Below are 25745 nucleotides of genomic sequence, written 5' to 3' on the forward strand. Positions count from 1 at the left end.
TTCACCGTCGAGATCGTCAAGCGTGCCGATGACCAGGTCGGCTTCAAGCTGCTGCACCGACGGTGGGTGGTGGAACGAACCTTCGCCTGGATCAGCAAGTACCGCCGCTGCGTACGCGACTACGAGCGACGCATCGACACCAGCGAGGCCATGATCCACACCGCGATGATCATGACCATGTCACGCCGACTGGCCCGCTGACTCAATTCCCGGACACGCACTCAGACCCGGATTCGCAGGTAGTGCCGGTGGGAGCCGCTGGTCACGCTAGTCGATCTTGACTGGACGGCCTGGGGCTCGACGTCGGGCGTTCCTCAGGTGCGCTCCAGCATGCGTCCCTGCGCCCGATCCGAAGAGGCGCCCCTCTGACACGAACCGTCAACGCCGTGGATGAACTCGCAGGGTTACTGGTTCAAGTCGAGTCGGGGGAGCCACCTCAGGCCGTTGACCAGCAGCTCCGCCGGTCGAGGACCTTTGTCGTCGCCGGTGCCGACGATCGAGTCAGCACCGCGCCCCCAGCAGGTGGGGCACGCGGTCGCTGGTCGTCCGACGGACGTGCGTAGACGTCCGTCCCCATGCTCCGGGGTGCAGGTCGGGAGTCGTCGAACTTGCCCATCGGTGATCTCGTCGGCTACCAACGGTGCGTGACTACGCCCAACCGACGGCAACCACGCCCCACCTGGTACTTCGTCCTGGGAGCCATGTGGTTGGTTCTTGCCATCGGGCAGTGGGGCGTGTCCGACAGCATGGTCGCGAAGGTCGGCATCACGTTCATCGCCGTCGCCAATCTGGGCATGGGGGTGTTCATAGTGCGACGGCAGCGGAGAGCGGACCGGCCGGACTCTCCGGACTCTTCGGCCGCGTGAGTCCGCGCCGCGGCACGGGACGACCGGCACTGTCGGAGCGCCTCCGCCACGGCGGACGTCGTGGGTGGTGCCTGTCCATCCGCCGGCAGCGCACCGGCGGATGCGACGGCGTGGGCGCGGGCCGCGGTGCGGCCCCGGGCGGAGGCTCCGGCGTCGCCGGTCGGTCAGACGCCGGACGGCACGGTGACCAGCTCGCCGGTCAGCAGGACCTCCTCGGCGATGTCACGGAGCTTCTGGTTCCGGCGGCTGCTCGCCGTGCGGAGCAGGTCGAACGCCCGGTCCTCGGTGATCTTCAGGGATGCCATGAGGACGCCGATCGCCATGCCGATCCTGCGATTGCTCAGCACGGCCTGCTCGAGTTGGGTCACGCGGCTCAGGGCAGCCGCGAGCTCTCCCTGCGCTTCCTGCTCGGAATGCCACAGCTGCTCCGCCATGCCGACCCCCAACTGCCCGAGAGGCAGGTCTCCTCTCGCCACCTGACGCCATTGTGTACGGGGCTGTCCCGCGATGATGCGCTGGATGTCGCGGGGCTCCGCCCGGCCCGCCTACGCGGTGTCGTGCGCATGCGGTGGACGCGGTCGGCTCCTTCGCGGGACCTTGCGATGCCCCGGGGACCGGGGCCCTGGCGGCTCCAGGCACTGGGTGAGCCCCGGTCCGCCGATCTCCCGAGGCGGTCGCCCCCCCCGGTGCGGCGGGCTGCGCCGTGCGCGATGGCAGAGTCGGCGACGGGTGACCGGATCCCGACACCTCCGTCTACCGTCGAGGGCCGTGGCCCGCGAGGGACATCGGAGTCGAGCAGGAGGGGTGAGCAGTGGGTGCGTGGACGCGCGAGGACAGCGACGGCGCGGCCGGCTCCGCCGCTGTCTCCGGATTCGTGCATGACGGCCTGTTCTTCGACTCCCCGGACGAGCTCGTCGGCGTCGCGGCGCCGTTCGTCCTCGACGGCCTGGCCGCCGGCGACGCCGTCGCCATCGCGGTCAGCTCGCAGAACTCCGGCCATCTGCGGAAGGCGGTCGGCGACGATCCGCGGGTCGTCATCCTCGACGGCGGCGGCAGCTACCACAGCCGGGCAGCTGCGACCATCGCCGGCTGGCGCCGGCTGGCGGCCCAGCGCTCCGCAGAGGGCTTCGGCCGCCTGCGCGTGATCGGCGAGGTGGACTTCGGGAGCACGGCCGCTGAGCAGTTGGAGTGGCAGCGGTACGAAGCGGTGATCAATCACGCGCTCGCCGTCACCCCGTTGTGGGGACTGTGCGTGTTCGACACGCGCCGGTGCGCCGAGCCGGTCCTCAGCTGCGCCCGGCACACCCACCCGCAGCTGGTGGACGCGGGCGGACGTCGCGCCAACCCAGCCTTCGTGGACCCGGTTCGCTATCTGGGCGCGCTGCCCGTGCCGGTCGAACCGCTGGAGGCCACCGCACCGCGGCTGGTCGCCGGGGACGTATCGGACTTCGTCGGGCTGCGGCACTCCGTGCAGGCGCGCCTGGCCGAGACCGGCGGCCCGGCGGACCTGCTGGAGGACTTCGTCCTGGCCGTGGACGAGATGACGTCCAACGCTCTCCGGCACGGCGCCCCACCGGTCGAGCTGTCGCTGTGGACCGCTCCGGGCACCGTGGTCTGCACCATCAGGGATGCCGGAGCCGGCTGGGCGGACCCGTTCGCCGGGTACGGGCCCGCACACGGGGAAGACCTCTCCCGCGGCGGCATGGGCCTGTGGCTCGCCCGCCAGCTGTGCGACCACGTCGCCCTACGTCGCGACGAGCACGGCGCGAGCGTCCGACTGACCACTCGCTGGGCCTGACCGGACATCGGAGCTCCCGGCCACGACCACCGCGGGCTGCCGTCAGTCGGCCCGGAGGCTGGGTGGGACCCGGTTCGCTGCCGGGCAGGCATTCCCGGGCACCTCGCGTCGAAGAGGACATCGGCAGCCGATGGCAGCTACCAGGCCGAGCTGGGCGCCCTGAACGACTCCCGCGCCACCGGCATGGGCATGGTGACCTTCCAGGGCGACCAGCCGACCGTCACCGTCGAGGCCTCTGGGCTGCTGGCCGGTGCGCCGCACGGGCAGCACTTCCACATCGGAGCACAGGGCGTCTGCCCGCCGGCGTCTGCCGACGAGAACGGCGACGGGATCATCAGCACCGTCGAGGGGCAGCCGTTCTACGGCTCCATCGGCACCTCGCTGACCACGACGGGTGACACGGGCGCGGACAGTGCCCTGGCCGTCGAGCGCTTCCCGACCGCCGAGGGCGGCTCGTTCGCCTACGAGCGGACGTTCACCGTGGACCCGAGCGTGGTGGACGCCTTCGAGGCCGGCACCGCCGTCCTGGTCGTGCACGGCATCGACCCGGGCAACAGCGGCGCCTACGACGGCGAGGCCATGAGCGATCTGGACCCGGAGCTGCGACTGGAGGCCACGGCTCCGGCTGCCTGCGGTACCTTCACCGCCTCCCAGATGGGTCAGATGCCCGCCGGTGGCGCGGAGACCGGCGCGGGTGGCACCGCAGGGATCGAGCAGGAGGCCGCGATCGGCGTCGGTGCCGCTGCCCTCGCCGGTGCTGCTGCCGCCGGTGCGGTGGCCTACCGCCGTCGTCAGGCGATCGACCAGGCCTGATCGACCAGCAGTGAGCGCACCGCCGCGCCGCACGGGACGACCCGGGCGGCGCGGCGGTCTGTTCTGCCGGCCACATAGAGGACCGACCATGGCCGGACCACCGGCCAGCGGGAGTGCCCGCAGCCGGACGGTGGTCGCGGTGCCGTCGCCCTGGTCAGGGCCTCAGACCTGAGCTCGCCGGGCATGTCGGACCATCCACGCTCGTCCTTCCTGTGTAGCGGTCACTGCGGATGCCGCCGCCGACGAGACCAGTGCCACCATGTCATGTGTCGTCGCACCTGCGAGGGTTGTGCGCTGTGACCGACGAGGACCCGCTGCAGGCCTTTCTGGACGACGTGCACCTGCTGGCCCCCGACCGGCTATCCACGGCGGTGGCCAGCCGCGGCCGCCAGCTCGGTGCCGAGGAGACCGTCGTGTACCTCGCGGACTACGAGCAGCTGCTGCTGCAGCCCGTGCGCGGCGAGGGGGTGCCGCCTCGGCAGGAGCTCAGCGTCGAGGGGTCCATCGGGGGGCGAGCGTTCCGCCGGGTGGAGGTGCTGTCCACCCGGGTGGACGGCCGCACGAGCCGCCTCTGGATGCCGTTGCTCGACGGGGTGGAACGGCTCGGCGTGGTCGAGATGCTCGTCCGCGACCTCACCCCGACCCTCGAGGCACGGCTTCGCGCCCTGGTCTCGCTGGCCAGCGAGTTGTTCGTGGTGAACGACAAGTACACCGACATCTTCGCCCAGCTCCGGCGACGCAAGACGCTCAGCCTGGCCGCCGAGATCCAGTGGGAGCTCCTGCCGCCGCTGACCTTCGGCTCCGACCGGGTCGTCATCTCCGGCGCGCTGGAGCCGGCCTACGACATCGGCGGGGACACCTTCGACTACGCCGTCAACGGCCCCACGGCCGATCTGATGGTCCTCGACGCCGTGGGCCACGGGCTGCCCGCTGCGCTGCTGGCTGCGGCGGCCGTGGGCGCCTACCGCCACGCACGCCGCAACATGTGGGACCTGCCCGACATCGCGGCGGCGATGAACGACGTCATCGCCGGTGAGTTCACCGGCAGCCGGTTCGCCACCGCCGCCATCGCGCGCCTGCATCTCGACACCGGCCAGCTGCGATGGGTCAACGCCGGCCATCCCGACCCGCTGGTCGTCCGGAACGGCGCGCTGCTGCGCCCGGGGCCCTGCAAGCCGCATCCACCGCTCGGGCTGCAGACCAGGAAGCCCGATGTCTGCGCGATGCAGCTGCACGCGGGGGACAGGGTCGTCCTCTACACCGACGGGGTCGTGGAGGCGCGCTCCCCGGACGGCGAGTTCTTCGGCGAGGACCGGCTCGCGGACTTCATCCACCGGGCGAGCGCCGATGGCGATCCGGCACCGGAGACCCTGCGTCGGCTGATGCGCCGCGTGCTGGACCATCAGGCCGACCACCTGCAGGACGACGCCAGCATCGTCATGGTCGAATGGCGGACCGGGGACGAGCGGCAGCTGCAGATCTGACCTCGACGGCGTCACGGACGGAGATCGCCTGGGCGATCGGACAGGCCGGCCACCGACTGCCCGAGGCTCTCGGCGATGGCTGTGGAGTGCTCCTCGCCGCCGGTGATCAACGCCGGATCGGCCTGGGTGGCGAGGTGGTCGAAGGCCGGACGCGCCGGCGGCCTGGGCGGTCACGGCACCAGCTCCGATCCGAGGCCCGCGACCGTAGGGCGAGAGATCCGTCCTCGTGAGCGCCGTCGAGAACTGCTGCACATGAGCTGGCGGCGAGTTCTCCACGAGCAGTGCACGCGACCGGACGCCGGTCGGCGTCCCCGTCATCCCCGTTCGGCTGCAGGGGCCGACCGCGCCCACCGCCGCGGGCTGACGCCGTGCCAGCGCTGGAACGCGTGCACGAAGGCCGAGGCCTCGGAGTAGCCGATGCGCTCCGCGACCTGCTCGACGCTCAGGCCGACGGTCACCAGCAGCTCCTCGGCCAGGTGCCTGCGCGTCTGGTCGACGACGGCCCGGAAGCTGGTGCCCTCGTCGTCGAGGTGCCGGCGCAGGGTCCGCACGCTCATGTGCAGCGTCGCGGCCACCTCCTCCTGGCGGGGCATCCGCTGCGGGCCGCGCAGCAGCAGGTCCCGTACCTGTCCGCTCACCCCGCGGCGGGACTGACGGCGCTCGAGAAGCACCCGGCACTGCGCCTCGCACAGGGCAGCGGTCAACGGAGCGGCCTGGGGAAGTGGCCGGTCGAGCAGTGCCACGTCGAAGGCGAGCACCGACCGCGGCGCCGCGAACCGGGGCCGCACGCCGAAGGTGGTTTCGTACGGCTCGGGGTCGGCGGGCTCGGGGAGGCGCAGCGCCACCTGCCGGGGCACCACGGCCTGGCCGAGCGATTCCCGCCACAGCTGCAGCGCTGCCGCGGTGTCCCGCAGCAGGACGAAGCGGCGGACCGGCTCGGGTAGGTCGAGGTCGTCGAAGAAGACGGAGACCTCGTCGGTGTTCTCCTCCGCGCTGATCCGGGTGAGCGCGTACGTCAGGTCGACGAAGCGCATCGCGACCTGGTGGCCATCCCGGAGGGTGCGGCTGGAGAGCAGGGCGAAGCCCCAGATCCCGTAGGTGGCGAGCCGGTACCGGGTCCCGGCCACGAGCCCGGCCGTCTCGGGGAGCTCGGCGGCGAGCGTGGCGACCAGCCGCGCCTCCTGCTCGGCGCTGATCTCGGCGTCGGGATCGCGCAGTGCGGCCTCGTCGATGCCGGTGCCGGCGATCGCCCGAGCCCGGGGCAGGCCGTGCTCCTCGGCGAGCGCGCACATCAGCGCCGCGCTGCCCGTGCCACGGGCGGCGGCGTGCAGTGGGTTGGCCGGATTCATCAACTCGCGGCCGATTGTGCCATGGCTCACAGGTGCGCCCGCCTCTAGCGTCCGCCGGCGAGGGGATCAGCCGACAGTTGGGGACGGGCATGACGACGACCGCGGAACGCGCCACCACCACCACCACCACCACCGACACGCAGACCGAGCACGTCGACGTGCTCATCGTGGGTGCGGGGATCTCGGGCATCGGGGCCGCCCACCACCTGCGGGAACGCTTCCCCGGGAAGAGCTTCGTCATCCTCGACGCGCTCGACAGCCGTGGCGGCACGTGGTGGACCCACCGCTATCCCGGGGTCCGGTCCGACAGCGACCTGTTCACCTTCGGCTACAAGTTCAAGCCGTGGCGCGGGGCGTCGATCGCCACGTCGGAGGAGATCCTGTCCTACCTGGACGAGGTCATCGACGAGGACCAGCTGGCGGAGCGCATCCGGTACCGGCACCGGGTCACGACGGCGAGCTGGTCGTCCGCGGAACGGCGCTGGACCGTCGAGGTCACCCGTGACGACACCGGTGACACCGTCCGCCTCACCACCGACTTCCTCTGGATGTGCCAGGGCTACTACGACCACGACCAGCCCTACCAGCCGCGGTGGGAGGGGCTCGACCGGTTCCGTGGCGTGGTGGTGCACCCGCAGCAGTGGCCCGCCGACCTGGACACCGCCGGCAAGCGCGTCGTCGTCATCGGTTCCGGCGCCACCGCGGCCACCCTGATCCCCGCGCTCGCGACCACCGCCGCGCACGTCACGATGCTGCAGCGGTCGCCGACGTTCTTCTTCGCCCGGCCCCGGACCCACGAGCTCGCCGAGACGCTGCGCGCCCTCGACGTCCCCGACGACTGGACGCACGAGATCCTCCGCCGGGCCTACATCGCCGAGGGCGACGAGATCACCCGGATGTCCTTCGAGTCGCCCGACGAGCTCCGCGAGCTGCTGATCGAGTCCATGCGCCCGCAGCTGCCCGAGGGCTTCGACATCGACAAGCACTTCAACCCGAGCTACCGGCCCTGGCAGCAGCGGCTGGCCCTGCTGCCCGACGGCGACATGTTCACCGCCATCCGGGAGGGAAAGGCGTCGGTCGTCACCGACACGATCGAGACATTCACCGAGACCGGGATCCGCACGTCCTCCGGCGAGGAGCTGCAGGCCGACATCGTCGTGACGGCGACCGGCTTCGACCTCAGCCTCTTCGGCGGCGTCGCGTTCACCGTCGACGGCGAACCGGTCGACTTCACTTCCCGGATCACCTGGCGCGGGATGATGATGAGCGGAGTGCCGAACATGGCCTACGTGTTCGGCTACTTCCGCGCCAGCTGGACCCTGCGCGCCGACCTGGTCAGCGAGTTCGTCTGCCGGCTGCTGGCGCACCTGCAGGAGCGGGGCGCGACGACCGTCGTCCCGACGCTCCGGCCGCAGGATGCCGACATGCCGCTGCGCCCCTGGGCCGTGCCGGAGAACTTCAACTCCGGCTACGTCATGCGCTCGGCGGGCCGGATGTTCAAGCAGGGCGACCGGGAGCCGTGGACGCACCTGCTCGAGTACGCGGAGGAGCGGACGTCGCTGCCCGCCCTCGACCTCGACGACGAGTCTCTCGTCTACCACTGACCGGCGCGACCGGCCGCGCCCGCCCGTCCCTCTTCCATGTTCCGTTCGTCCCGCAGAGACCCTGGAGTTGCCCTGTGCCCGTCGACCCGCACATCGCCGCAATGCTGACCATGATCGACGAATCCGGGATGCCGCCCATGTACGAGGGCACCCCGGAGGCCGGACGCGGCCTCTACCTCGCCCTCACGCACGGCGCCCGGGCCCCCGAGCAGATCGTCCCCGTGGCCGGCACCGAGGACCGCACCGTTCCCGGTGACGGGGAAGACATCCGGGCCCGGATCTACCGCCCGGAGGGCGAGGGCCCCTTCCCGACGGTCATCTTCTTCCACGGTGGCGGCTGGGTGATCGGTGACCTCGACACCCACGACAACATGGCGCGCAACATCTGCCGGGGGAGTCGTGCGGTGGTCGTGGCCGTCGACTACCGGCTGGCTCCCGAGCACCCGTTCCCCGCGGCGGCCGACGACGCGGTGGCCGCCGCCCGGTGGATCGCCGGGCACCTCGACGAGTTCGGCGGCGACCAGCGGCTGGGCGTCGCCGGGGACAGCGCCGGCGGCAACCTCTCCGCCGTCGTGGCGCAGGTGCTGCAGGCCGACGGCACGCCGCTGGCCGGCCAGTTCCTGATCTACCCGGCCGTGGACGCCGAGGGCGAGTACCCGTCGCGCGTGGAGAACGCCAAGGGCTACTTCCTCGAGAAGGACACGATGGACTGGTTCTACGGGCACTACGCCGGGGCCTGGGACGACGCGAAGGACCCGCGCCTGTCGCCCCTGCACGGCTCGGACCTCTCCGGTCTGCCGCCGGCGGTGATCGTCACGGCCGAGTTCGACCCGCTGCGCGACGAGGGCGAGGCCTACGGCGAGGCGCTGCGTGCCGCGGGGGTCAAAGCACAGGTACATCGCTACGACGGGATGATCCACGGCTTCTTCGACATGGGCACGATCTCACCGGCCGCCCAGACGGCGATCGACGAGAGCTGCGCCCGGTTCGGCGAGGTGCTGCGCGGCTGACCACGGCATAGGAGGCTATGCATACGGTTTCGGACGCCGATCCGTATGCATAGCCTCCTTTGCCTGGGGTGGGGCTCGTGGTGTTGCGGCCTCGTGTCGAAGGGCCGGGTCAGGCATCCGGCGCCCCGGCGCGGGCACTCAGGTCCCGTCGCAGGCGACGCGTGCGACGGCTGCGGCCCGCGTCGAGCAGAGGAGACCCCCATGAGCGCCAGTGCAGCGCGGTCGGTCCGGACGGGAGACGGACGAGCGTGGCGGGCCGCGGCCGCGGTCCTCGCCACGGCCGTCGGGATGGGCGGGGTCGCTGCGTGCAGCGATGACCCGATCGGCCCGGAGACCGGGCCGGCGGCCACGGAGGTGCAGGCGATCGAGGAGCGTCTCACCGGGATCGAGGACCGGCTCGCCGCGATCGAGGACCGGGTCGGCGTCCTCGAGGACGAGCCGGCCGCCGAGGAGCGGCCCGAGGAGGACCGGCCCGGCGAGGAGGAGCCTGGTGTCCTCGGCGACGCCGAGGCGCTGATCGGCCAGGGCGTCACGGTCAGCGGTGAGGTCACCGAGCCGGTGACGGTGGCCGACGTCGGGGCCTCCTTCCGCATCTCGGGCGACAGCGGCGACCCGATCGTGGTCATCATGGCGACGCCACCGGCCGAGCTGCAGGCCGACGACACGGTGGAGGTCACCGGCACGGTCGTCCGGATCGCCGAGGACAGCTTCGAGGTGGACTTCGGCATCGCCGCGGACCAGCTGTTCGAGGACCCCGCCGCCTTCTTCGCCGACTCCGGGGGTCAGATCGCCATCTCGGCGGCCCGCCTCGAGGTCGTGCAGGCCCAGGCGGACTGACCCGCCGGAGGCGCCCGGCCGGTCCGCCCACCCGCGCGCTCAGGCCGCGTGTTCCGGCACCGGGAGCGCGTCCGACCCGGGGCGCTCCGGTGCCGTGGCCCCGGGCACCGGGTGCTCCCTGATGAATCCCAGGACCCGGTAGGTGACCGCCACGAGCGGCACCGCGAGCAGGGCCCCGGCGAGCCCCCACAGCAGGCTGCCGGCCGTGACCGCCACGAGGATGACCACCGGGTGCAGGCGCAGTGTGCGGCCGACGATGATCGGCTGCAGCACGTTCCCCTCCAGCTGCTGCACCACGAGGACCGCGACCAGCACGATGATCGCGTCGGTGAGGCCATTGGTCACGAGGGTGACCAGCACGGCCACCGCCCCGCTGACTGTCGCGCCGAAGAGCGGGACGAACGCGCCGATGAACGTCAGGAGGGTCAGCGACACCCACAGCGGTACCCCGAGGAAGAGCAGCACCGCGCCGATGCCCACCGCGTCGATCAAGGCCACCAGGACGACGCCGTGGACGTACTGCGAGAGGGCCGTCCAGGCCGAGTTCCCCGCCCCGTCCACCTGTTCCCTCCGCCGTTCGGGGACCCAGCTCAGCAGCCAGGACCACATGGCGGCACCGTCCTTCAGCAGGAAGAACGTCAGGAAGGCCACCAGGATCACGGCGGCCAGCACGTAGACGGCCATCCGGGCGGCGACCGCAGGGTCGGGGGTCAGCGCGTAGAGGCGGTCGACCACGGTGTTCCGGATCTGGGTGACCTGCCGGGGGTCCAGACCGAGCGGCCCCTCGGTGAGCCAGACGCGGATGCGGTCGATACCCGCGGTCAGGGGGCGCGTCAGGCCGCGCAGCCTGTCGGCAGCCCGGAATCCGACGAGGAAGCCGATGCCGATCATGACGCCGAGGAGGAACAGCACCGACAGGAGCGCGGAGAGCCCCTCGCCCAGCCCTCGGCGGTGCAGCCACCGCGTGATGGGCTGGACCAGCGCGGTGAGCAGCAGCGCCACCGCGACGGCCACGGTCAGCAGCGGCAGGCGCAGCAGGAACCAGAACAACAGCCAACCCACCGCGGCGAGCATCAGGACCGCCGCTCCGGTGGCCAGCACCCTCAGCGCCCAGCGCGGCGCGACGGCGGCCGGCCAGGGACCGGGGGAGGAGGTCCTGTCCCGCGGACTCCGGGCGCCGTCCGCAGCCGTCTCCGGCCGCTCGGGGAGGGTATCCACGCCCGGGGCCTCTGTTCTCGACCACCATCTCACCGCGGTCACCCGGTCCTCTCGTGGGAAGTCGACCGGAGGCCGGCCGTCCTGCGCCCTCCCACTTCCCCGGGAGGCGGCGATGTGTGCACGGACAGTGCCACCGTCAACCGGTTGACACACGGGATGGGGCGATAGCACTGCCCCGTGGACCGAGCCGCGGCCGACTGCCGGGGTCAGTCGTTCTGGCCCTGCTCCTGCAGCACCTCGATGCGGTCGGCGGCGATGGCGATCGAGCCCTCTTCCTCCTCGAAGAACGCGTCGGCGTCCTCGAAGAGCTCATCGGCGGCGACGCCGAAGTCCTCCTCGAAGGTGTCCCGCTGCACCTGGACGACGGTGCCCGAGACCTGGACCACGTCGTTGGCGTCCATCTCTGCCATCGGGGAGGCCGAGACGACGGGGATCGGGTCGCCCGACTCACCCGCGATGCGGAAGGAGCTACCGATGTCGGTCGTCGTGACCATCTCGGAGATCTCCGCGCTGACCGTCACCTCCTGGCCGACGAAGGACTCGTTGTCCCCGAAGAAGGCTTCGGTGTCGTCCTCGGCGCCGAGCGGGGCGACGCCCACGTCGGTGCCTTCCACCCCGCCCTCCTCGAGGACGCCCACGCGCTCGTCCAGGCCGGCGATCTGGTCCTCGACCCCCTGAAGGTCCTCGGCGGAGACCCCGCCGGCCTCGGGACCGGCCGAGTCGTCGCTGCAGGCGGCGAGCCCGCCCATGCCGACGACCGCGGCGATCACGGCGCCGGCGGTACGGCCGGCACGGCGCTTGGGGGTGGAGGTCAGGCGTGCAGCGTTGGTGTTCATGTCGTCTCCTCTGTGTCGTCGGGGCCGCTACGGGGTGCGGCCCGCGAAGTAGCGGACGACCCGTCTCCTGCCCGGCGAGGAACGGAGAACGCCGACCGTTGCGGCTCCGACACAGACCCGACACCACTCCGCCACATGGTCACGAGGAGGTCACAGGACCGGCGGATCGCCTCCGTCCTGGTTGACCGCGGTGCACGGCCGGCGACCGAGCCCTGTGTCACAGGGGCCGCGGCGGCCGGTGGTGTCCCCGGCAACGGGCGATGTTGCGCGCGTCTTGCGGATCGGTGTCAGGACGGCGGCATCGCGGTGGTCGCGCGCCGTGCGGGCACAACCGACGGCGCGGCACCCGTCCGGGTGACCGCTCCTCGTCGCCCGCTCCGCCCGGAGGACGCCATGTCTCAGCCCCTCGCGCCACAGCCCTCCACGTCACAGCCAGTGGTGGCGCGGCCCGTCGCCCGGACACTGGCCGCCATCGATGCGGACCTGCACTCCTCCCGCACCATCCGGCGGGACGCGGAGAAGGAGCTGGTCGAGATCCGGCGTCGGCAGGAGGAGCTCGCCGACCTGGAGGCCATCCTGCTGGTCACCATCGACACGCGGTCGCGGCTCGTCGACCACCTGCTCGACGAACGCCTGCGGGCCGCGGGCGCGGGCAGTCTCCGGCTCTCCGCGCCCGCCGTGTCCAGCCGACCGCTGACCAGCCTGCCGTGATCGGGTGGGACCTCACGGTGCCCATCGACCAGATCCCACGGCTCGACCGCGGGGACCAGAGCGCTGCCCTGCTCCGGGAGGGCTATGCGTTCGGCGCCCACCGCTTCCTGCGGTCGGGGTCCGACGCCTTCGAGACGCGCCTGATGCTGCGCAGGGCCGTCGTCGCCTACGGGGAGGAGGCGGCCCGGCTGTTGTACGAGCCGGACCGGATGACCCGCCGTCGGGCCCTGCCGGTGACCGTACTGACGCTGCTGCAGGACTTCGGCAGCGTCGAGCTGCTCGACGAGCAGCCGCACCGCCACCGCAAGGCGATGTTCATGTCGCTGATGACGCCGGCCGCCCTCACCGAGCTGGGCGACCTGGTCGATCGCGAGTGGCGGGTCCGGACCCCCGAGTGGGCGCAGGCCCGGGACGTCGTCCTCTTCGACGCCGTCCGCGAGGTGCTGTGCCGGGCGGTCTGCGCGTGGAGCGGCATACCGCTCGCCGACGACGAGGTGGCGATCCGCACCCGGCAGTTCGCCGCCATGGTCGAGGGCGCCGGTTCTGCCGGACCCCGCAACCTCCGCGGGCAGGCCCTCCGGCACCGCGCCGAGCGCTGGGCCGGTCAGGTGATCGAGCGGATCCGCAGCGGGGACCTGCCGGTGGAGGAAGGGCGCCCCGCGAGGGTCATCGCCGAGCACCGTGACGAGGACGGCCGCCTGCTGGACGTCGACGTGGCACGCGTCGAGCTGATCAACGTGCTGCGGCCGACCGTCGCGGTGGCCCGGTACGTCGTGTTCGCGGCGCTCGCCCTGCACCAGCACCCCGACTGCCGGGCGAAGGTCCGCGAGGACGACGAGTACCTCCGCTGGTTCGTGCAGGAGGTCCGCCGCTACTTCCCGTTCTTCCCGATGGTCGGCGGCCGGGCGCGGGAGGAGTTCGAGTGGCGCGGCCGCCGGTTCGACCGAGGAGCGTGGTTCCTGCTCGACATCTACGCCACCAACCACGATCCCCGGATCTGGCAGGAGCCGGCCGACTTCCGTCCCGAGCGATTCGCCGGCTGGGACGGCGGGCCCTACAGTTTCGTGCCGCAGGGCGGCGGCGACCACGACTCGGCGCACCGGTGCGCGGGGGAGTGGCTCACCATCTCGGTGGTCGAGCGGGCGGTCCGCCTGCTGACCGCCGCCATGAGCTACGACGTGCCGCTTCAGGACCTGAGCATCGACCTGGCCCGGATGCCGGCTGCCCCGGCCAGCGGGGTGCGGATCTCCCGGGTGCGGCCGGCATGACCGCTGCGGATCCGGTCCGGATCGCGCTCACGGTGAGCAGCGGGGCGTCACTCGGTGCCTACGAGGCCGGCGCGACCGCCGGGCTCGTCGTCGCCCTGCAACGGCTCAACGAGCGGGACTTCCGGGACGGACGTCCTGCGTCGGTGCGCGTGGACGCCGTCGGGGGGACGTCGGCCGGCGCCATGGTCGGCCTGCTCGCCACGCGCTGCCTGCTGGCCGGTCTCGATCCGCTGCCCGTGCTGCGCGACGCATGGGTGCGGAACGCGAGCCTGCGGCGGCTGTCCCGGGGGCGCAGCGACGCCCCCTTGACGATGGCGACGGTCCACTCCGACACGATCGGACTGCTCGAGCCGCGGGACCGGCGAGGCCGGCCGATGCACCGTGTGCCGGACGCGGCCCGGCAGCGGCAGCCGATCGAGTTCACCGCCGGACTGGGCAACCTGCAGGGTCTGACCTCGCTCATCGAGAGCGCGGGCGACGGCCCGGCGCACAGCGGACTGACCCACGCGGACCGGGTCGCCTTCACCCTCGACCCGGACGACGACCGCGACCGGTACGTGCAGCCCCGGCGCAGCAGCCCCGTGGATGCCGCCGTCGCCTCGATGTCGCATCCCGCGCTGTTCGATCCGCGGCTGCTGGACCGGCGGACCGACGAGCAGAGCTACCGTCGGGCCGGGGTCGCGAACTTCCCGGAGTCCGGGCACTTCTGGTACGCCGACGGCGGAGCACTGGACCGGCGCCCGCTCGGTGCGACCCTCGGTGCGGCGCGCCGGGCCGACCACCAGGCATGGGGCTCCTCGCCGGACGCGACGGCCGCCGAGGGGAAGCCCCGCCGGGTGCACGTCCTCGTCCACCCGCACACGACCGCGCCCGATGACGACGGCCGGTGGACCGATCCCGACCACCGGCCCACCTGGAACGACACCCTCGTGCGGATGGTGACCACCTTGCCGGTGGAGTCGTCGTACGCCGACCTGCGCGGGATCGAGGACGTGAACGTGCGCCTGCGCCGACTCGATCAGCTGGCCGGGGCCCTGGCGCCGCACCTGGACGCCGGGGCCGAGCAGGCGCTGCGCCGGGCGCTGGGTGACGAGGCCCCGGGGGACACCGCCGACGTCCTGCGCCGGGCGCTGCGCGAGGCCGGCGGCGTGGCCGGCCGGGTGCCGGTGAGCACGGAGGTCATCTCCCCGCTCCGGCTGCTGCAGCAGCCCTCGGGCGACGCGCGCCCGCCCGCCGGGCAGGAGCAGGTGCCCGACCTGCTCGCCGGGGAGTTCCTGGTGCGGTTCGGTGGCTTCGGCGGACAGGCCTTCCGGCACAGCGACTTCGTGCTCGGCTGGCGGAGCCTGCAGGCGTGGCTGCCCGATGCGTTGCGGCGGGCGGGCCTCCCGGAGCCGGCGGTCGTGGCCGCGGTCGAGGCGGTGGAGGAGCGGGACGTCCGGTACCGCGACCCGGGACGGCGCGGGCAGGCCGCGCTCGCGGACGTGCCGCTGCGCACGCGCCTCCGCATGGCCGGACTCATGGCCCATGCCGCGCGCAGCGTGGTGATCGACGTGCTGCGCCCGGGCCCGCGTGGCCGCTGACCGGTGGCGCGCGGCGAGGCTGTGACGAGCGCCCGACCAGGCGGTTCCCGGACCGGTCCGGCGGGCACCCGAGGACGGCGCCCCGGATGCGGAGAAGTGCTCGCGTGTCCGCCACCCGACGGGCGGACGCTGATCACGGCAGGAAGGCCGGCAACCGATGACCGAACAGCTCACCGCACGGAGCGGCACCCGGCGGGTGCTCGGGTCACTGGTCGGCGTCCCGTTCACCGAGGGCAACCGGATCGACGTCCTGAGGAACGGCGAGGAGACCTTCCCGGCGCTGCTGGGAGCCATCGCCGCGGCACGCCGGAGCATCGACATGCTCTGGTTCGCCTGGCACGGGGGCGCCGTCAGCCACGAGGTGGCCGGCGCCCTTGCCGAGCGGGCGCGGGCCGGGGTACGGGTGCGGCTCCTGCTCGACGGCTACGGCGCCAAGAACATCGACCGCGGCGATCTGCGTCGCGTGCGCGAGGCCGGCTGCACGGTCGCCTTCTACCGGCCGCTGTCCAGTCCCCGGTTCACCGTCTGGAACCTGCGTACGCACCGGCGGGTGCTGGTCTGCGACGAGACGGTGGCGTTCACCGGCGGGACCGGGATCGCTCAGTCGTGGGCGGGTGACGGCCGGCACGAGGGCAGCTGGCGGGACACCTCCTTCCGCGTGCAGGGGCCGGCCGTGGCCGGGCTCCGGTCGGCATTCGTCTCCGCGTGGATGCAGGCGCAGGTCCGGCTCGAGGGCGGACTGGTGTCCGAGGCCGACCGGTTCCCCGAGCTCGGACCCGCGGGGAACACGGCCGTGCAGGTCCTCCGGACGCCGTCGCAGCCGGGCTGGAGCGAGGCGGCCATCGCGGTCGTCGCGCTGCTCGATACGGCCCGCGAGCACGTCCGGATCACCTCCCCCTACATCCGGCTGCCGCGCTGGCTGCGTCAGCTGGTCGGGGCGACCGCGCGTCGCGGGGTGCACGTGCAGGTGCTGGTCGGCGGGCCGCACGCCGAACGCCCCGGGGTCCACCTGGAGGCAGAGCTGGACTTCCAGCCGCTGCTGGACGCCGGGGTGGAGATCTGGCGTTACCAGCCTTCCCTGATGCACGCCAAGGTCGTCACCGTGGACGGCGCCGTGGCCATGGTGGGCACCGCCAACTTCGATACCCGCTCGTTCGCGCTGAACGAGCAGGTCTGCCTGGTGGTCGACGACCGGTCCGTGGTCGGGCTGCTCGACGAGCACTTCGCCGACGACCTCACCCGCAGCGAGCAGGTGCACGCCGAGCAGTGGCGCGCCCGCGGACTCTGCCGGCGGGCGCTGGAGGTCGCCGCCGACGTGGTGGGACGGCCGCTGCGCGGCTCGGGCGCGGTCGGACTGTCCGGGCGCCGGCCCTGACCGGCCACGGCCTCCTTGCAGAACCATGACGGAGCGGTCGCCGGGGCGGCGGCCGCTCCCGGTCGGGGCATGGTCGGAGGGTCGGACGGCGCCGCACTTCGCCGTCCGGTCGGGTGGGAGACGGCGCCCCCGGGCATGGGGCGATCATCCGATCGTGCATGACAGTTCTGCGTCGATGGCCGCCCCGCCGGTGTCCGGTCGTGGTCCCGGGGACATTGCACGGGGGTGGCTGACGACGTACGAACTGCAGAGGAACGGACCGGCGGCGCCCGCCCGATGAGCCGCGGCTGGGCCGCGCTCGCCGGGATCGCGGCGGTGGCCGTGGCGCTCGGGCTCGCCGAACTGGTCGCCGGGCTGATCGCGCAGGCGCCCTCCCTGATCATCGCGGTCGGGGACTTCGTCATCGACAGCGTGCCCGGGTGGCTGGAGCAGTGGGCCATCGCGACCCTGGGCACCGCCGACAAGCCGGTGCTCATCGGGGGCATCCTGGTCATCTCGGTCCTGCTCGGGGCCGCCCTGGGGGTGCTCGCCCGTCGTTGGTTCGTCCTGGCAGCCGGGGGCATCGCGCTGTTCGCCCTGCTCGGGGTCGTGGCCGCACTGGCCGACGACCGCAACCCGGTCTTCCTCAGCGTGCTCGTCGGCGCGTTGGGTGCCGCCGCCGGCATCGCCGTGCTCTACACCCTGGTGGTCGCCCTCCCGAGCCGTGCGGTGCCGCCCGAACCCGCTGCCGACGCGGACGCCGGTGGAACTCCCGCGCTCAGCCCGGTCGACCGCCGCCGTTTCCTCGCCGTGACCGGCGGCGCCACGGTGCTGGGCGTCCTCGCCGGTGTCGGGGGCTACCTGCTCTCGGGGCGGGAGCGGCTGAACGACCTGCGCGCCGCCATCCGGCTGCCCGTTCCGGTGAAGCAGGCGGGTCCCGTACCGGAGGGCGCCGACCTGGAGATCGCCGGCCTGACCCCGCTGTTCATCCCGAACGAGGAGTTCTACCGGATCGACACCGCGCTCCGGGTGCCGGTCGTCGACCCCGAGACCTGGCAGCTGGAGATCCGCGGGATGGTCGACAACCCGTTCACCCTCACCTACGCCGACCTCATGGAGCTGCCGCAGATCGAGGCCGACATCACCATCGCCTGCGTCTCCAACGAGGTGGGCGGAGACCTCGTGGGCAATGCCCGCTGGCAGGGCGTGCCGCTGCGGCCCCTGCTCGAGCGCGCGGGCCTCCAGGAAGGGGCGACCCAGCTGATCGGCCGCTCGGTCGACGGCTTCACCGCAGGCTTTCCCACCGTGACCGCGCTGGATCTCGAGGAGGCGATGGTGGCGGTCGCCATGAACGGCGAGCCGCTGCCGGCCGAGCACGGCTTCCCCGCCCGGCTGATCGTCCCCGGCCTCTACGGCTACGTCTCGGCCACGAAGTGGCTGGCGGCGATCGAGCTCACCGACTGGGACGTCGCCGGCTACTGGATCCCCCGTGGCTGGGCGAGGGAGGGCCCGATCAAGACCCAGGCCCGCATCGACGTCCCCGGGGGTGCCGTGGCCGCCGGCCGGCGACCCATCGCGGGTGTGGCCTGGGCGCCCACCCGGGGCATCGAACGGGTCGAGGTGCGGATCGACGACGGGCCGTGGCAGGAGGCCGAGCTGTCCGCCCCCTACGACGTGGACGTGTGGCGCCAGTGGGTGCTGCCGTGGGACGCGACCCCCGGCCGGCACGTCATCGCCGCGCGCGCGACCGACGGGCGAGGCGAGGTGCAGACCGACGAGCGGACGCCGGTCGCACCCGACGGCGCCTCGGGTTACCCGATCATCGAGGTCGTCGTCTCCTGACCCGCAACGGTCCGGAAGACCGGGCGTCACCGCCCGGTCCTCCGGACGTCGCAGCTGCGCCCCGCATCGGGCGATGCAGGACCACCGGTGCCGCTAGGCGGCGGCCCCTCGCTCGCCGGTGAGCCGCCGCACCCACCTGGCCACCTGCGTGACGACGACGTCGGGGTTGGTCAGCGGCAGCATGTGGCCGGCGCCGGGGACGGTCACCAGCTCGGCGTCGGGCAACGCGGCCACGAGCCTCTCGGCCTCCTCGCCCGGCACCTCCGGGTCGCGGCTGCCGTGCACGACCAGCGTCGGCGCCGTGAGGCTCGGGGCCAGTTCGACGCCGTCGTGGCTGACGCCGGCCAGCGTCGTCCCGGCAAGGGCGAGAGGCCGCGTGCTCAGGAAGTCGTCGCGCATCCGCTCCACCAGCTCCTGCGGCTCGCCGGGGGCGAAGGCGAAGTGTCGGATCGCCCGGTCGGACACCGCGTGCAGCGGCCGGATCTTCCTCGCCAGCCGGACGCCCGAGCGGAGCAGCGCGAACCACGCCGAGCGGAGCCGGCCCCGGGCCCACGGCGGCAGCCCGTGTGCGGGAAAACCGGGCGCCGTCACGCCCGACCCGCCCGAGCCGACGAGGACGGCGCCGGCGATCCGGGCGTCGGCGGACCCGTGCACGTGCTTCAGGAGGATGCCGCCGCCGAGGCTGTGCGCCACGACGACCGCGGAGCCGCTGTCCGGGACGACCGCGTCCAGCACCGCGGACAGGTCCTGCGCATGCGCCGGAAAGCTGTAGTCATGGGAGCGCGCATCACCGCTCTGGGCGTGCCCGCGCAGGTCGTAGGCGACCACCCGGTGGTTCTCGGCGAGCCGTTGCGGCACGTCGCCCCAGGAGTCGGCGGACATCCCCAGGCCGTGCACGAGCACGAGCAGCGGAGCGCCCTCGGGTCCCCAGGAGTAGAGGGCAAGGCGGGTGCCGTCGAAGGAGGTCGCATCGGTCATGCACCGGGCGTACCCACGGTCATGCCCGGCGCTGCGTCGATGTGGTGACGATCCGGTCGTGCGCAACCGGCGCTCACCGGTCGCGGCGGACCACGAACGGCACCTCCACGACAGCGCCGTCGGGTGCCCGTGGGGTCAACCGTTCCGCGGCTCCGTCGCGTCCCACCGCGGTCAGCGGGGTGACGGTCAGCGTGTCCCCGTCCACCCGCGCCAGCAGCAGGTGCGCCTGGGCCGCCCACGCCACCGTCCCGGCCGGTCCGAAGCCCTCCGGTGGATCCTCGCGCAGCTTGCCGCCCGCCCCCGAGACGAAGTAGTCGATGCCGTCGACGCGGGAGAGCTGGAAGTTGTGCTCGTGCCCGGCGAATGCCGCCCGGACCCCGGCACGGGCGAACAGCGGAACCAGGCGCTCGACCATCGCCGCGGTGTTGGGGTGGTGCGGCCCGGCGCAGTAGGCGGGGTGGTGGGAGAACGGGAACCGCCACCACCGTCCGGCGCCGCCGTCGTCCGGAAAGGCCTCGTCCAGGAAATCCTGGTGGCCCGGGTCCTCGAAGAAGTGCTCGGTGGGTAGTTCCCGGGACAGGGAGGTGTCGATGCAGACGAACTCCACGTCCGCGCCGAAGCCGAACCGGTAGAACATCCCCGGGTCCGCCGATGCGCGTGACCCGGCGACCTCCGGGGTGAACCGGGCGTCGGTGTGGAAGTTGTCGCGGATCTGCTCGCGGTCGTCGCTGGACTCGGCGTCGCTCGTGTCGTGGTTGCCCACCGTCGGGTACATCGGCACCCGGGCGAGCGCGTACCGGTAGGGCTGGTAGAAGCTGCCGTACCAGTCGGAGTCCTGCGCCCCACTTCCTTGCGACCCCCGCGTGCCCGCGCTCGGGTAGACGTTGTCCCCGACGGTGATGACCACGCGCACGCCGGGCTCCTCGGTCAGCCGGTCGAGCACGTCGGCGACCTGCCGCTGACGGCGGCCGCTCCCGGTGTCGGTGAGTACGCCGATGCCGTAGTCGCCGAGCACGGCGAAGTCCAGGGGGACGGCCACGTCGGGTGACGGGTGGGTACGGAAGCGCAGGTCGTAGGCCCGGTCGCCGGGCCGCAGGTCCAGGCCTCCCCGCGGGACGGGACCCCAGTCCATGCGGGGCCCCTCTGCCCACGGCAGCCCGTCCACGCGGATGCGGTAGCGGTACCCGGTGTCCGGGGAGAGCCCGTCGACCCGGACGTGGTTGCCGGTGTCGGTGCGGGCTTCGGCCACGATGTCGCCCGAGCGGTCGAACACCTCCACCACGGCGCTGCCGTACGGCTCCGACCGGGCCCCGATGCTGCCGGTCCGGCCGAGGTCCAGGTCGCCGAGCTCGTCGTCCCCCACCACCTGCCAGCGTCCGTCGGAATCATCGCGCCGGAACCAGAAGCCACCCCAGGCGATCAGCGCCCGGTCGGGGGCGAGGTCGACGAGGTGCACGAAGGGCTCGAAGTGCGTGTCCGGCATGGTGGCGGACGTACCCTCCGCGCTGGTGAGGAACAGCCGCGGCAGCTTGCGGTTCGGTGACGACGCCGGCGTCAGCGCGCGGCCGTCACCGGCCGGGTCGCGTCGGCCGAGCGGGGGTAGCGGACGTGCCCTGCGACGCCGGGGAGGAGGTAATGGGCGCAGGCGAGCACCCAGACGGTGCCGAGGACGAGCCCGGCCAGCACGTCGGTCGGGTAGTGGGCCGCCGTGTAGATGCGGGCCAGGCCGACCGCCGGGGCCACGAGCACCGGCACGGCGAGCACCGCCCAACGCCACCTGCTGCGGCTCAGGGTGATCACCAGGGCGGCGAGGGCGCCGTAGACGGCCACGGCGGCGGCCACGTGGCCCGAGGGCCAGCTCGCCGCGGTCGGCAGGTTGGAGGTCAGGTCGGCCACCGCCGGCCGGGCCCGGTCCACGGTGCGGGAGACGACGAAGTAGATCCCGAGTTCCCCCAGCACGGTGACGACGACGAAGGCGACCGGCCGCCAGCTCGCGGTGATCGCCAGGGCCACCACGGCGAGGGCCAGCGACACCGCGATGACCATCGGCGTCCCGGACAGCATGCTGATGACGTCGAAGACGTCGGTCAGGGTGGGGGTGCGCGCCTCGGTGAGTGCCTGCACCACCGCGCGGTCGAAGCGGCCGATGACGCTGTCGCCGAGGACGGCGGTGATCAGGAGCCCGAGCAGGATCAGGGCCGCGGCGAGTGCGGCGGCGACGACGAGCAGGGGGACCACCGGGGAGCGCCCCCGGGGCAGCGCGGACCGACCGGAGTGGGCCAGGTGCGGTCCTTCGTGCGGGTCCACGTCCAACGGGTCGAGTGATTCGTCCGGGCGGTGGTGGTGGTCGTGCTGCCATCCGCGGAAGGCGGCCGTCGTGACGGCGAGCAGACCGGCCCCCAGGGCCCAGCCCGCGAGGACGTCGGTCACGAAGTGCACGCCGAGGGCCAGCCGGGTGAAGCCCACGGCCAGGACGATCAGCAGCGTTCCGGCGAGCACCCAGCGACGGGCGCGACTGCGCACTGCGGGCAGGGCCAGCAGGGCGAGCATGCCGTAGGTGACGACGGCGACCATCGCGTGGCCGCTGGGGAAGCTGGCGTTGGACGGGAGCTCGGAGACCGGGCTCTCGACGAGCGGCCGCGCCCGCCCGATGAGCGCCTTGGTGACGGGCACCAGGATCGCCAGGCCGATACCGGTGGCCGCGGAGAAGGCGGCCAGGCGGCGTTGCCCCCGGACCAGCAGGAAGAGAGTCGTCAGTGTGAAGACGAGGATGGCGGCGAAATTGCCGCCGAGGTCGGTGACGGCCCGGAGCACGCTCACCAGCGTGGGGGAGTCGCTGACCACCGCGTTGAGGTCGGCGGCCACCTCGCCGTCCAGGGAGGCCAGCGGCGACCACTCCTCCTGGACCAGGAGCATGAGCAGCAGGAACGGGACCGCTCCGATCAGCAGGGCGACCAGCCCGAGGGCGGCGCGCGCCCCGAACCGGCCGGCCCCGGCCGTGCTCTCCGCGGCCTCGGGGGATGTGTCCACGTGCTGGGCCCGGCTCATGGACACCGGAGGTACCCGACCGCCGAGGGAGCCAACGGCCGCCCACCCGACGATCCCGTTACGGCTGCCGGAGCCGGCGCGCGCGGAGTTGCTCGCCCGCGTCACTGGCGGGAGCCGGCGCTCCCGGGAGTGATCGTCTCCAGCAGCCGGACGTCGGCCAGCAGGTGCTGCACCTTGGTGTCCCGGAGGCACCCCTCGAGCTCGCGCCGGTCGAACTCGTCGAGCCCGGGGCGCAACCGGAACGCGAACACGCCCTCGTCGACGGCGGCGAAGGAGTCCTCGACCACGTCGGCGTTGACCAGCAGCCGGCAGGTGCTGACCAGCCCCCGGGTCATCTCCTCGCGCACGGCCTCGTCCTCCCGGATGGAGACGGCGAGCACCACGTCGGTGTAGGACCCCTCGGGCTGCGGGATGTCGACCGTCATCAGCTCGGCGCGCAGGAACAGGATCCCGGTCCCGGCCACGAGGGCGGCGGCCAGCCAGGTGAGGACCCGCTTCACCGGGCGGCCCTCGTCGCCGCCGGGCCCAGGAGCACGCGGAGCCCGGCGTCGTCGGCGTAGTCGTCGCCGCCGGCCAGCAACTCGGCGTCGGTCGGCACCAGGGAGGTGGCCGGGAAGGCGATCTCCTCCAGTTCGGTGGCGAGCTCTTCCTCCACGCCCGCGCGGGCGGAGCCCCCGGCGACGCGCTCGACCAGCCAGGCGATGCCGGAGACGACGAAGCCGCCGCCGAGCAGCACCGGGATGAAGATGTGCGTGCGGTCGAGCGCATCCGGGGACAACCACCGGAAGGGCTGGGTCTCCACCGGCGCGGCGCGCAGCCGTTCAAGCGCGCCGGGGGGCCTCGGATCACCGGCCATGGCCCGCACGCGTTCGTCCATCGACGTCACCCGGCGCAGGACCAGGGCGGTGCACAGGCCGACCAGGGTGGCGAGGAAGAGGATCCCCACCAGGAGGGCGCGGTGCCACTCCCACCGGTAGATGTAGACGAAGAGGTAGGCGCCGGTGGCGATCAGGGCCACCACGCCGATGAGCCAGCTCAGCTTCTTCACGACGTCTCCTCCTCCACCGAACCGGTGTCGCCGTCGATCCGGACGGTCGTGCCGGGCTGGAACCGCTCGAGCGCCCCGGAGAAGCCGACGACGGTCGGCACGCCGGACTCCCGCGCCAGGATGGCCAGGTGCGCCAGCACGCTGCCGGTCTCGGCGACCAGGCCGGCCAGCCGCGGCAGCACCGGGGCGAGCGAGGGATCGAGGTTCCGGACGACGAGCACGGCTCCCTCCGGCGGGTTCTCGCCGTGGTGCACCGGGCCGCTGCCGGCCCCGCCACCGGCGCCCGTTCCGCCGGACGTGCCCGTGACCGCCACCGGCCGGCCGGTGTCGCTCATCCGGAACCGCGCGGGCAGCGGCTCGCCCGGCTCCGCCAGCTGCGGCCGGAGCTCTCGATCGGTGGCGTGCACGGCGGCCGCCAGCTCCTCCAGCCGCAAGCCCCGCACCTGCTCGGCGCCGCCCAGCCGACCGGCCGCGGCCAGCCGCTCCCCGAGCGTCCAGGAGGCCCGGGCGGTCACCTCCTGCAGCCAGCGGACGCGGAGGCGGAGCGCCTCGCGGAGCAGGCCGGCGTCGGTCTCGTCGCCGGGCGGCGCGCTGTCGGGTGCGTCGACGTCGGGCGGCAGCTGCGGAACGGCGCAGATGCGCGGCGCCGCGAGCGCGAGCACCACCGGGTTCGCGGCCACGATCTCGGCGTCGGTCAGCCCGGACTGCCGGGACCGGGCCAGCACGCGCAGGGCCGCGCTGACCCCGGTGAGCCGGGGCGCCGCCGGGTCGACGAGCATCCCCATGAGGACCTCGTGCGCGTGCACCGAGCGCAGGGCCGGCTGCACGCGGTGCAGGACGGCGACCAGCTGGCGGTCGGAGAGCGCGGCGAGGGGCGGGACACCACCGAGGACGTGGTCGGCGGAGCCGAGGACGTCCTGCGCCAGCACCGGCAGCGCGGACCGCAGCCGGCCCACCCGCCAGGACGCCCGCAACCGGCGCAGCCGTGGGCGGGGGTCGAGCCGCTCCCGCAGCCGCGGCGCTTCCTGACGGCTCTCCAGCAGGTCGAGGTCGACGGCCGGCCAGCCGCCCAGGACGGTGACCAGCGGTGAGTCGTCGACGGCGGTGCGGTCGGCGGTGCCGGCCAGCAGGACGGCGTGCCGGAGCGCCTCGCGCAGCGGGGGGATCCAGAGGTCGGTCTCCAGCGGCTGCAGCGGCTCGGGGAACGTCTCCGCCACGGGACCGGGCCCGAGCACCGGTCCGTGGGGGCGGCCGCGACCCTCCGCGGTGACCGGGCGGCTCTGCAGCAGCCGCAGGTGCCCCTGCTCGTCGAACGCCCACTCGACGTCCTGCGGTCCGCCGAAGACCGCCGCCGTCCGGCGGGCCAGGTCGGCCAGGGCGCGCAGCTGGGGACGGCGCAGGCGGACGCCGCCGTCGCCCCGGGTGACGTCGGTGCGTCGCCCGGAGCGGTCCAGCTCGTAGCGGTCGCCATCGACCTCGCCGCTCACCAGCCGGTCCGGGCCGCCGGTCACCGCGGCGACGACCAGCCGGTCCTCCCGGCCCGACACCGGGTCGATCCCGAAGAGCACACCGCCGCTGCGGGCCTCGAGCAGCGGCTGGACGAGGACGGCGAGGGGCTCGCTCCCGGTGAGGGCGTCGGACCCGGCGGCCGCCGTCTCCCGCGAGGCGATGACGGTGGCCACCGCGCGGTCGAACGCCTCGCGGCCCTCGACCCCCACGACCGACTCGAAGCGGCCGGCCATCGAGGAGTCCCCGAGGTCCTCCACCGTCGAGCTGCTGCGCACCACCAGGGACCGCCGCCCGTCCTCGGACAGCTCCCGCCAGGCGGCCAGCGCCTCGTCGGGGAGCGGGGCGCCGGAGGCCAGCCGCTCCACGGTGGCGGTGGTGATCACGAACCCCGGCACGATCGGCAGGCCCTTGGCGCGGGCGCGCGCCAGTGCCGCCGCCTTCGCGCCGGTCAGCCCGTCGTCGGTCGCGGCCGCGTCGTCGAGGGCCACGACCGGCGGGCCGTCGGTGAGCGGCGCGGCGCGGAAGCTGCCGTCGGTGGAGGTCGCAGACACCAGGGATGGGTTGCCGGGTGCAGGCGCACGCAATCGTTCCG

The 25745-nt window shown here is 73.3% G+C and carries 22 protein-coding genes; 12 read left to right on the forward strand and 10 right to left on the reverse strand.

Annotated features, from left to right (window positions below; translation table 11 throughout):
* Positions 1-201: transposase (locus QOZ86_RS04500; protein WP_284490762.1), on the forward strand; the 201-nt coding region annotated here is incomplete at its 5' end.
* Positions 202-1030: 829 nt separating this feature from the next.
* Here QOZ86_RS04500 and QOZ86_RS04505 read toward each other — a convergent pair.
* Positions 1031-1234: an ANTAR domain-containing protein gene (locus tag QOZ86_RS04505; RefSeq protein WP_284490763.1), complete on the reverse strand. Its 204-nt coding sequence runs from the start codon at positions 1232-1234 to the stop codon at positions 1031-1033.
* Between the two features lie 443 nt (positions 1235-1677).
* Between QOZ86_RS04505 and QOZ86_RS04510 the strand changes: the two genes are divergently transcribed.
* The 3 genes from QOZ86_RS04510 to QOZ86_RS04520 all read left to right on the forward strand — a co-directional run bounded on the left by QOZ86_RS04510 (position 1678) and on the right by QOZ86_RS04520 (position 4961).
* Entirely contained in the window at positions 1678-2664 is a 987-nt protein-coding gene (locus QOZ86_RS04510) for a sensor histidine kinase (protein WP_284490764.1), read from the forward strand.
* 189 nt (positions 2665-2853) lie between these two features.
* A complete protein-coding gene (locus tag QOZ86_RS04515; RefSeq protein WP_284490765.1) occupies positions 2854-3477 on the forward strand; it encodes a GVDTG sorting domain-containing protein in 624 nt (207 codons plus the stop codon).
* Between the two features lie 296 nt (positions 3478-3773).
* The gene (locus QOZ86_RS04520) at positions 3774-4961 is read left to right on the forward strand and encodes a PP2C family protein-serine/threonine phosphatase (protein WP_284490766.1); all 1188 of its coding nucleotides are present in this window, start codon (positions 3774-3776) and stop codon (positions 4959-4961) included.
* Positions 4962-5275: 314 nt separating this feature from the next.
* On the opposite strand, the gene QOZ86_RS04525 is transcribed toward QOZ86_RS04520, so the two are convergent.
* Positions 5276-6310 (reverse strand): AraC family transcriptional regulator, encoded by a 1035-nt coding sequence (locus QOZ86_RS04525; protein WP_284490767.1) that lies wholly within the window; start codon positions 6308-6310, stop codon positions 5276-5278.
* Positions 6311-6399: 89 nt separating this feature from the next.
* Between QOZ86_RS04525 and QOZ86_RS04530 the strand changes: the two genes are divergently transcribed.
* The 3 genes from QOZ86_RS04530 to QOZ86_RS04540 all read left to right on the forward strand — a co-directional run bounded on the left by QOZ86_RS04530 (position 6400) and on the right by QOZ86_RS04540 (position 9761).
* Positions 6400-7914, forward strand: coding sequence for a flavin-containing monooxygenase (locus QOZ86_RS04530; protein ID WP_284490768.1), 1515 nt, complete (start codon positions 6400-6402; stop codon positions 7912-7914).
* A gap of 74 nt (positions 7915-7988) precedes the next feature.
* A complete protein-coding gene (locus QOZ86_RS04535) occupies positions 7989-8924 on the forward strand; it encodes an alpha/beta hydrolase (RefSeq protein WP_284490769.1) in 936 nt (311 codons plus the stop codon).
* Between the two features lie 201 nt (positions 8925-9125).
* Positions 9126-9761, forward strand: a complete 636-nt coding sequence (locus QOZ86_RS04540; RefSeq protein ID WP_284490770.1) for a hypothetical protein — start codon at positions 9126-9128, stop codon at positions 9759-9761.
* 39 nt (positions 9762-9800) lie between these two features.
* Here QOZ86_RS04540 and QOZ86_RS04545 read toward each other — a convergent pair whose 3' ends face one another.
* Positions 9801-10979, reverse strand: a complete 1179-nt coding sequence (locus tag QOZ86_RS04545) for an AI-2E family transporter (protein ID WP_284490771.1) — start codon at positions 10977-10979, stop codon at positions 9801-9803.
* Positions 10980-11185: 206 nt separating this feature from the next.
* On the reverse strand, positions 11186-11815 hold the full coding sequence (locus tag QOZ86_RS04550) for a hypothetical protein (protein WP_284490772.1): 630 nt from the start codon (positions 11813-11815) through the stop codon (positions 11186-11188).
* Positions 11816-12208: 393 nt separating this feature from the next.
* On the opposite strand from QOZ86_RS04550, the gene QOZ86_RS04555 reads away from it, so the two are divergent.
* From QOZ86_RS04555 to QOZ86_RS04575, 5 genes are all read left to right on the forward strand, one after another.
* Positions 12209-12526: a hypothetical protein gene (locus tag QOZ86_RS04555; protein ID WP_284490773.1), complete on the forward strand. Its 318-nt coding sequence runs from the start codon at positions 12209-12211 to the stop codon at positions 12524-12526.
* Positions 12527-12543: 17 nt separating this feature from the next.
* A complete protein-coding gene (locus QOZ86_RS04560) occupies positions 12544-13794 on the forward strand; it encodes a cytochrome P450 (protein ID WP_284490774.1) in 1251 nt (416 codons plus the stop codon).
* On the forward strand, positions 13791-15374 hold the full coding sequence (locus QOZ86_RS04565) for a patatin-like phospholipase family protein (RefSeq protein ID WP_284490775.1): 1584 nt from the start codon (positions 13791-13793) through the stop codon (positions 15372-15374). The genes QOZ86_RS04560 and QOZ86_RS04565 overlap by 4 nt, the downstream gene beginning before the upstream one ends.
* A 157-nt stretch (positions 15375-15531) precedes the next feature.
* A complete protein-coding gene (locus QOZ86_RS04570) occupies positions 15532-16749 on the forward strand; it encodes a phospholipase D-like domain-containing protein (protein ID WP_284490776.1) in 1218 nt (405 codons plus the stop codon).
* 225 nt (positions 16750-16974) lie between these two features.
* A complete protein-coding gene (locus QOZ86_RS04575) occupies positions 16975-18570 on the forward strand; it encodes a molybdopterin-dependent oxidoreductase (protein WP_284490777.1) in 1596 nt (531 codons plus the stop codon).
* 93 nt (positions 18571-18663) lie between these two features.
* Here QOZ86_RS04575 and QOZ86_RS04580 read toward each other — a convergent pair whose 3' ends face one another.
* The 6 genes from QOZ86_RS04580 to QOZ86_RS04605 all read right to left on the reverse strand — a co-directional run bounded on the left by QOZ86_RS04580 (position 18664) and on the right by QOZ86_RS04605 (position 25704).
* Positions 18664-19548, reverse strand: coding sequence for an alpha/beta fold hydrolase (locus tag QOZ86_RS04580; RefSeq protein ID WP_284490778.1), 885 nt, complete (start codon positions 19546-19548; stop codon positions 18664-18666).
* A gap of 73 nt (positions 19549-19621) precedes the next feature.
* Positions 19622-21031, reverse strand: a complete 1410-nt coding sequence (locus QOZ86_RS04585) for a purple acid phosphatase family protein (protein WP_284490779.1) — start codon at positions 21029-21031, stop codon at positions 19622-19624.
* A gap of 71 nt (positions 21032-21102) precedes the next feature.
* Positions 21103-22596, reverse strand: coding sequence for a phosphatase PAP2 family protein (locus tag QOZ86_RS04590; protein ID WP_284490780.1), 1494 nt, complete (start codon positions 22594-22596; stop codon positions 21103-21105).
* Positions 22597-22697: 101 nt separating this feature from the next.
* The gene (locus QOZ86_RS04595) at positions 22698-23096 is read right to left on the reverse strand and encodes a hypothetical protein (protein WP_284490781.1); all 399 of its coding nucleotides are present in this window, start codon (positions 23094-23096) and stop codon (positions 22698-22700) included.
* Positions 23093-23644, reverse strand: coding sequence for a hypothetical protein (locus tag QOZ86_RS04600; protein ID WP_284490782.1), 552 nt, complete (start codon positions 23642-23644; stop codon positions 23093-23095). Before QOZ86_RS04600 ends, QOZ86_RS04595 begins: the two co-directional genes overlap by 4 nt.
* Positions 23641-25704 carry a PEP/pyruvate-binding domain-containing protein gene (locus tag QOZ86_RS04605; protein WP_284490783.1) on the reverse strand — a complete coding sequence of 688 codons (2064 nt, stop codon included), beginning with the start codon at positions 25702-25704 and terminating at the stop codon, positions 23641-23643. Before QOZ86_RS04605 ends, QOZ86_RS04600 begins: the two co-directional genes overlap by 4 nt.
* Positions 25705-25745: the final 41 nt, after the last annotated feature.

This window comes from Blastococcus capsensis (assembly GCF_030165005.1).
Taxonomy (GTDB): domain Bacteria; phylum Actinomycetota; class Actinomycetes; order Mycobacteriales; family Geodermatophilaceae; genus Blastococcus; species Blastococcus capsensis.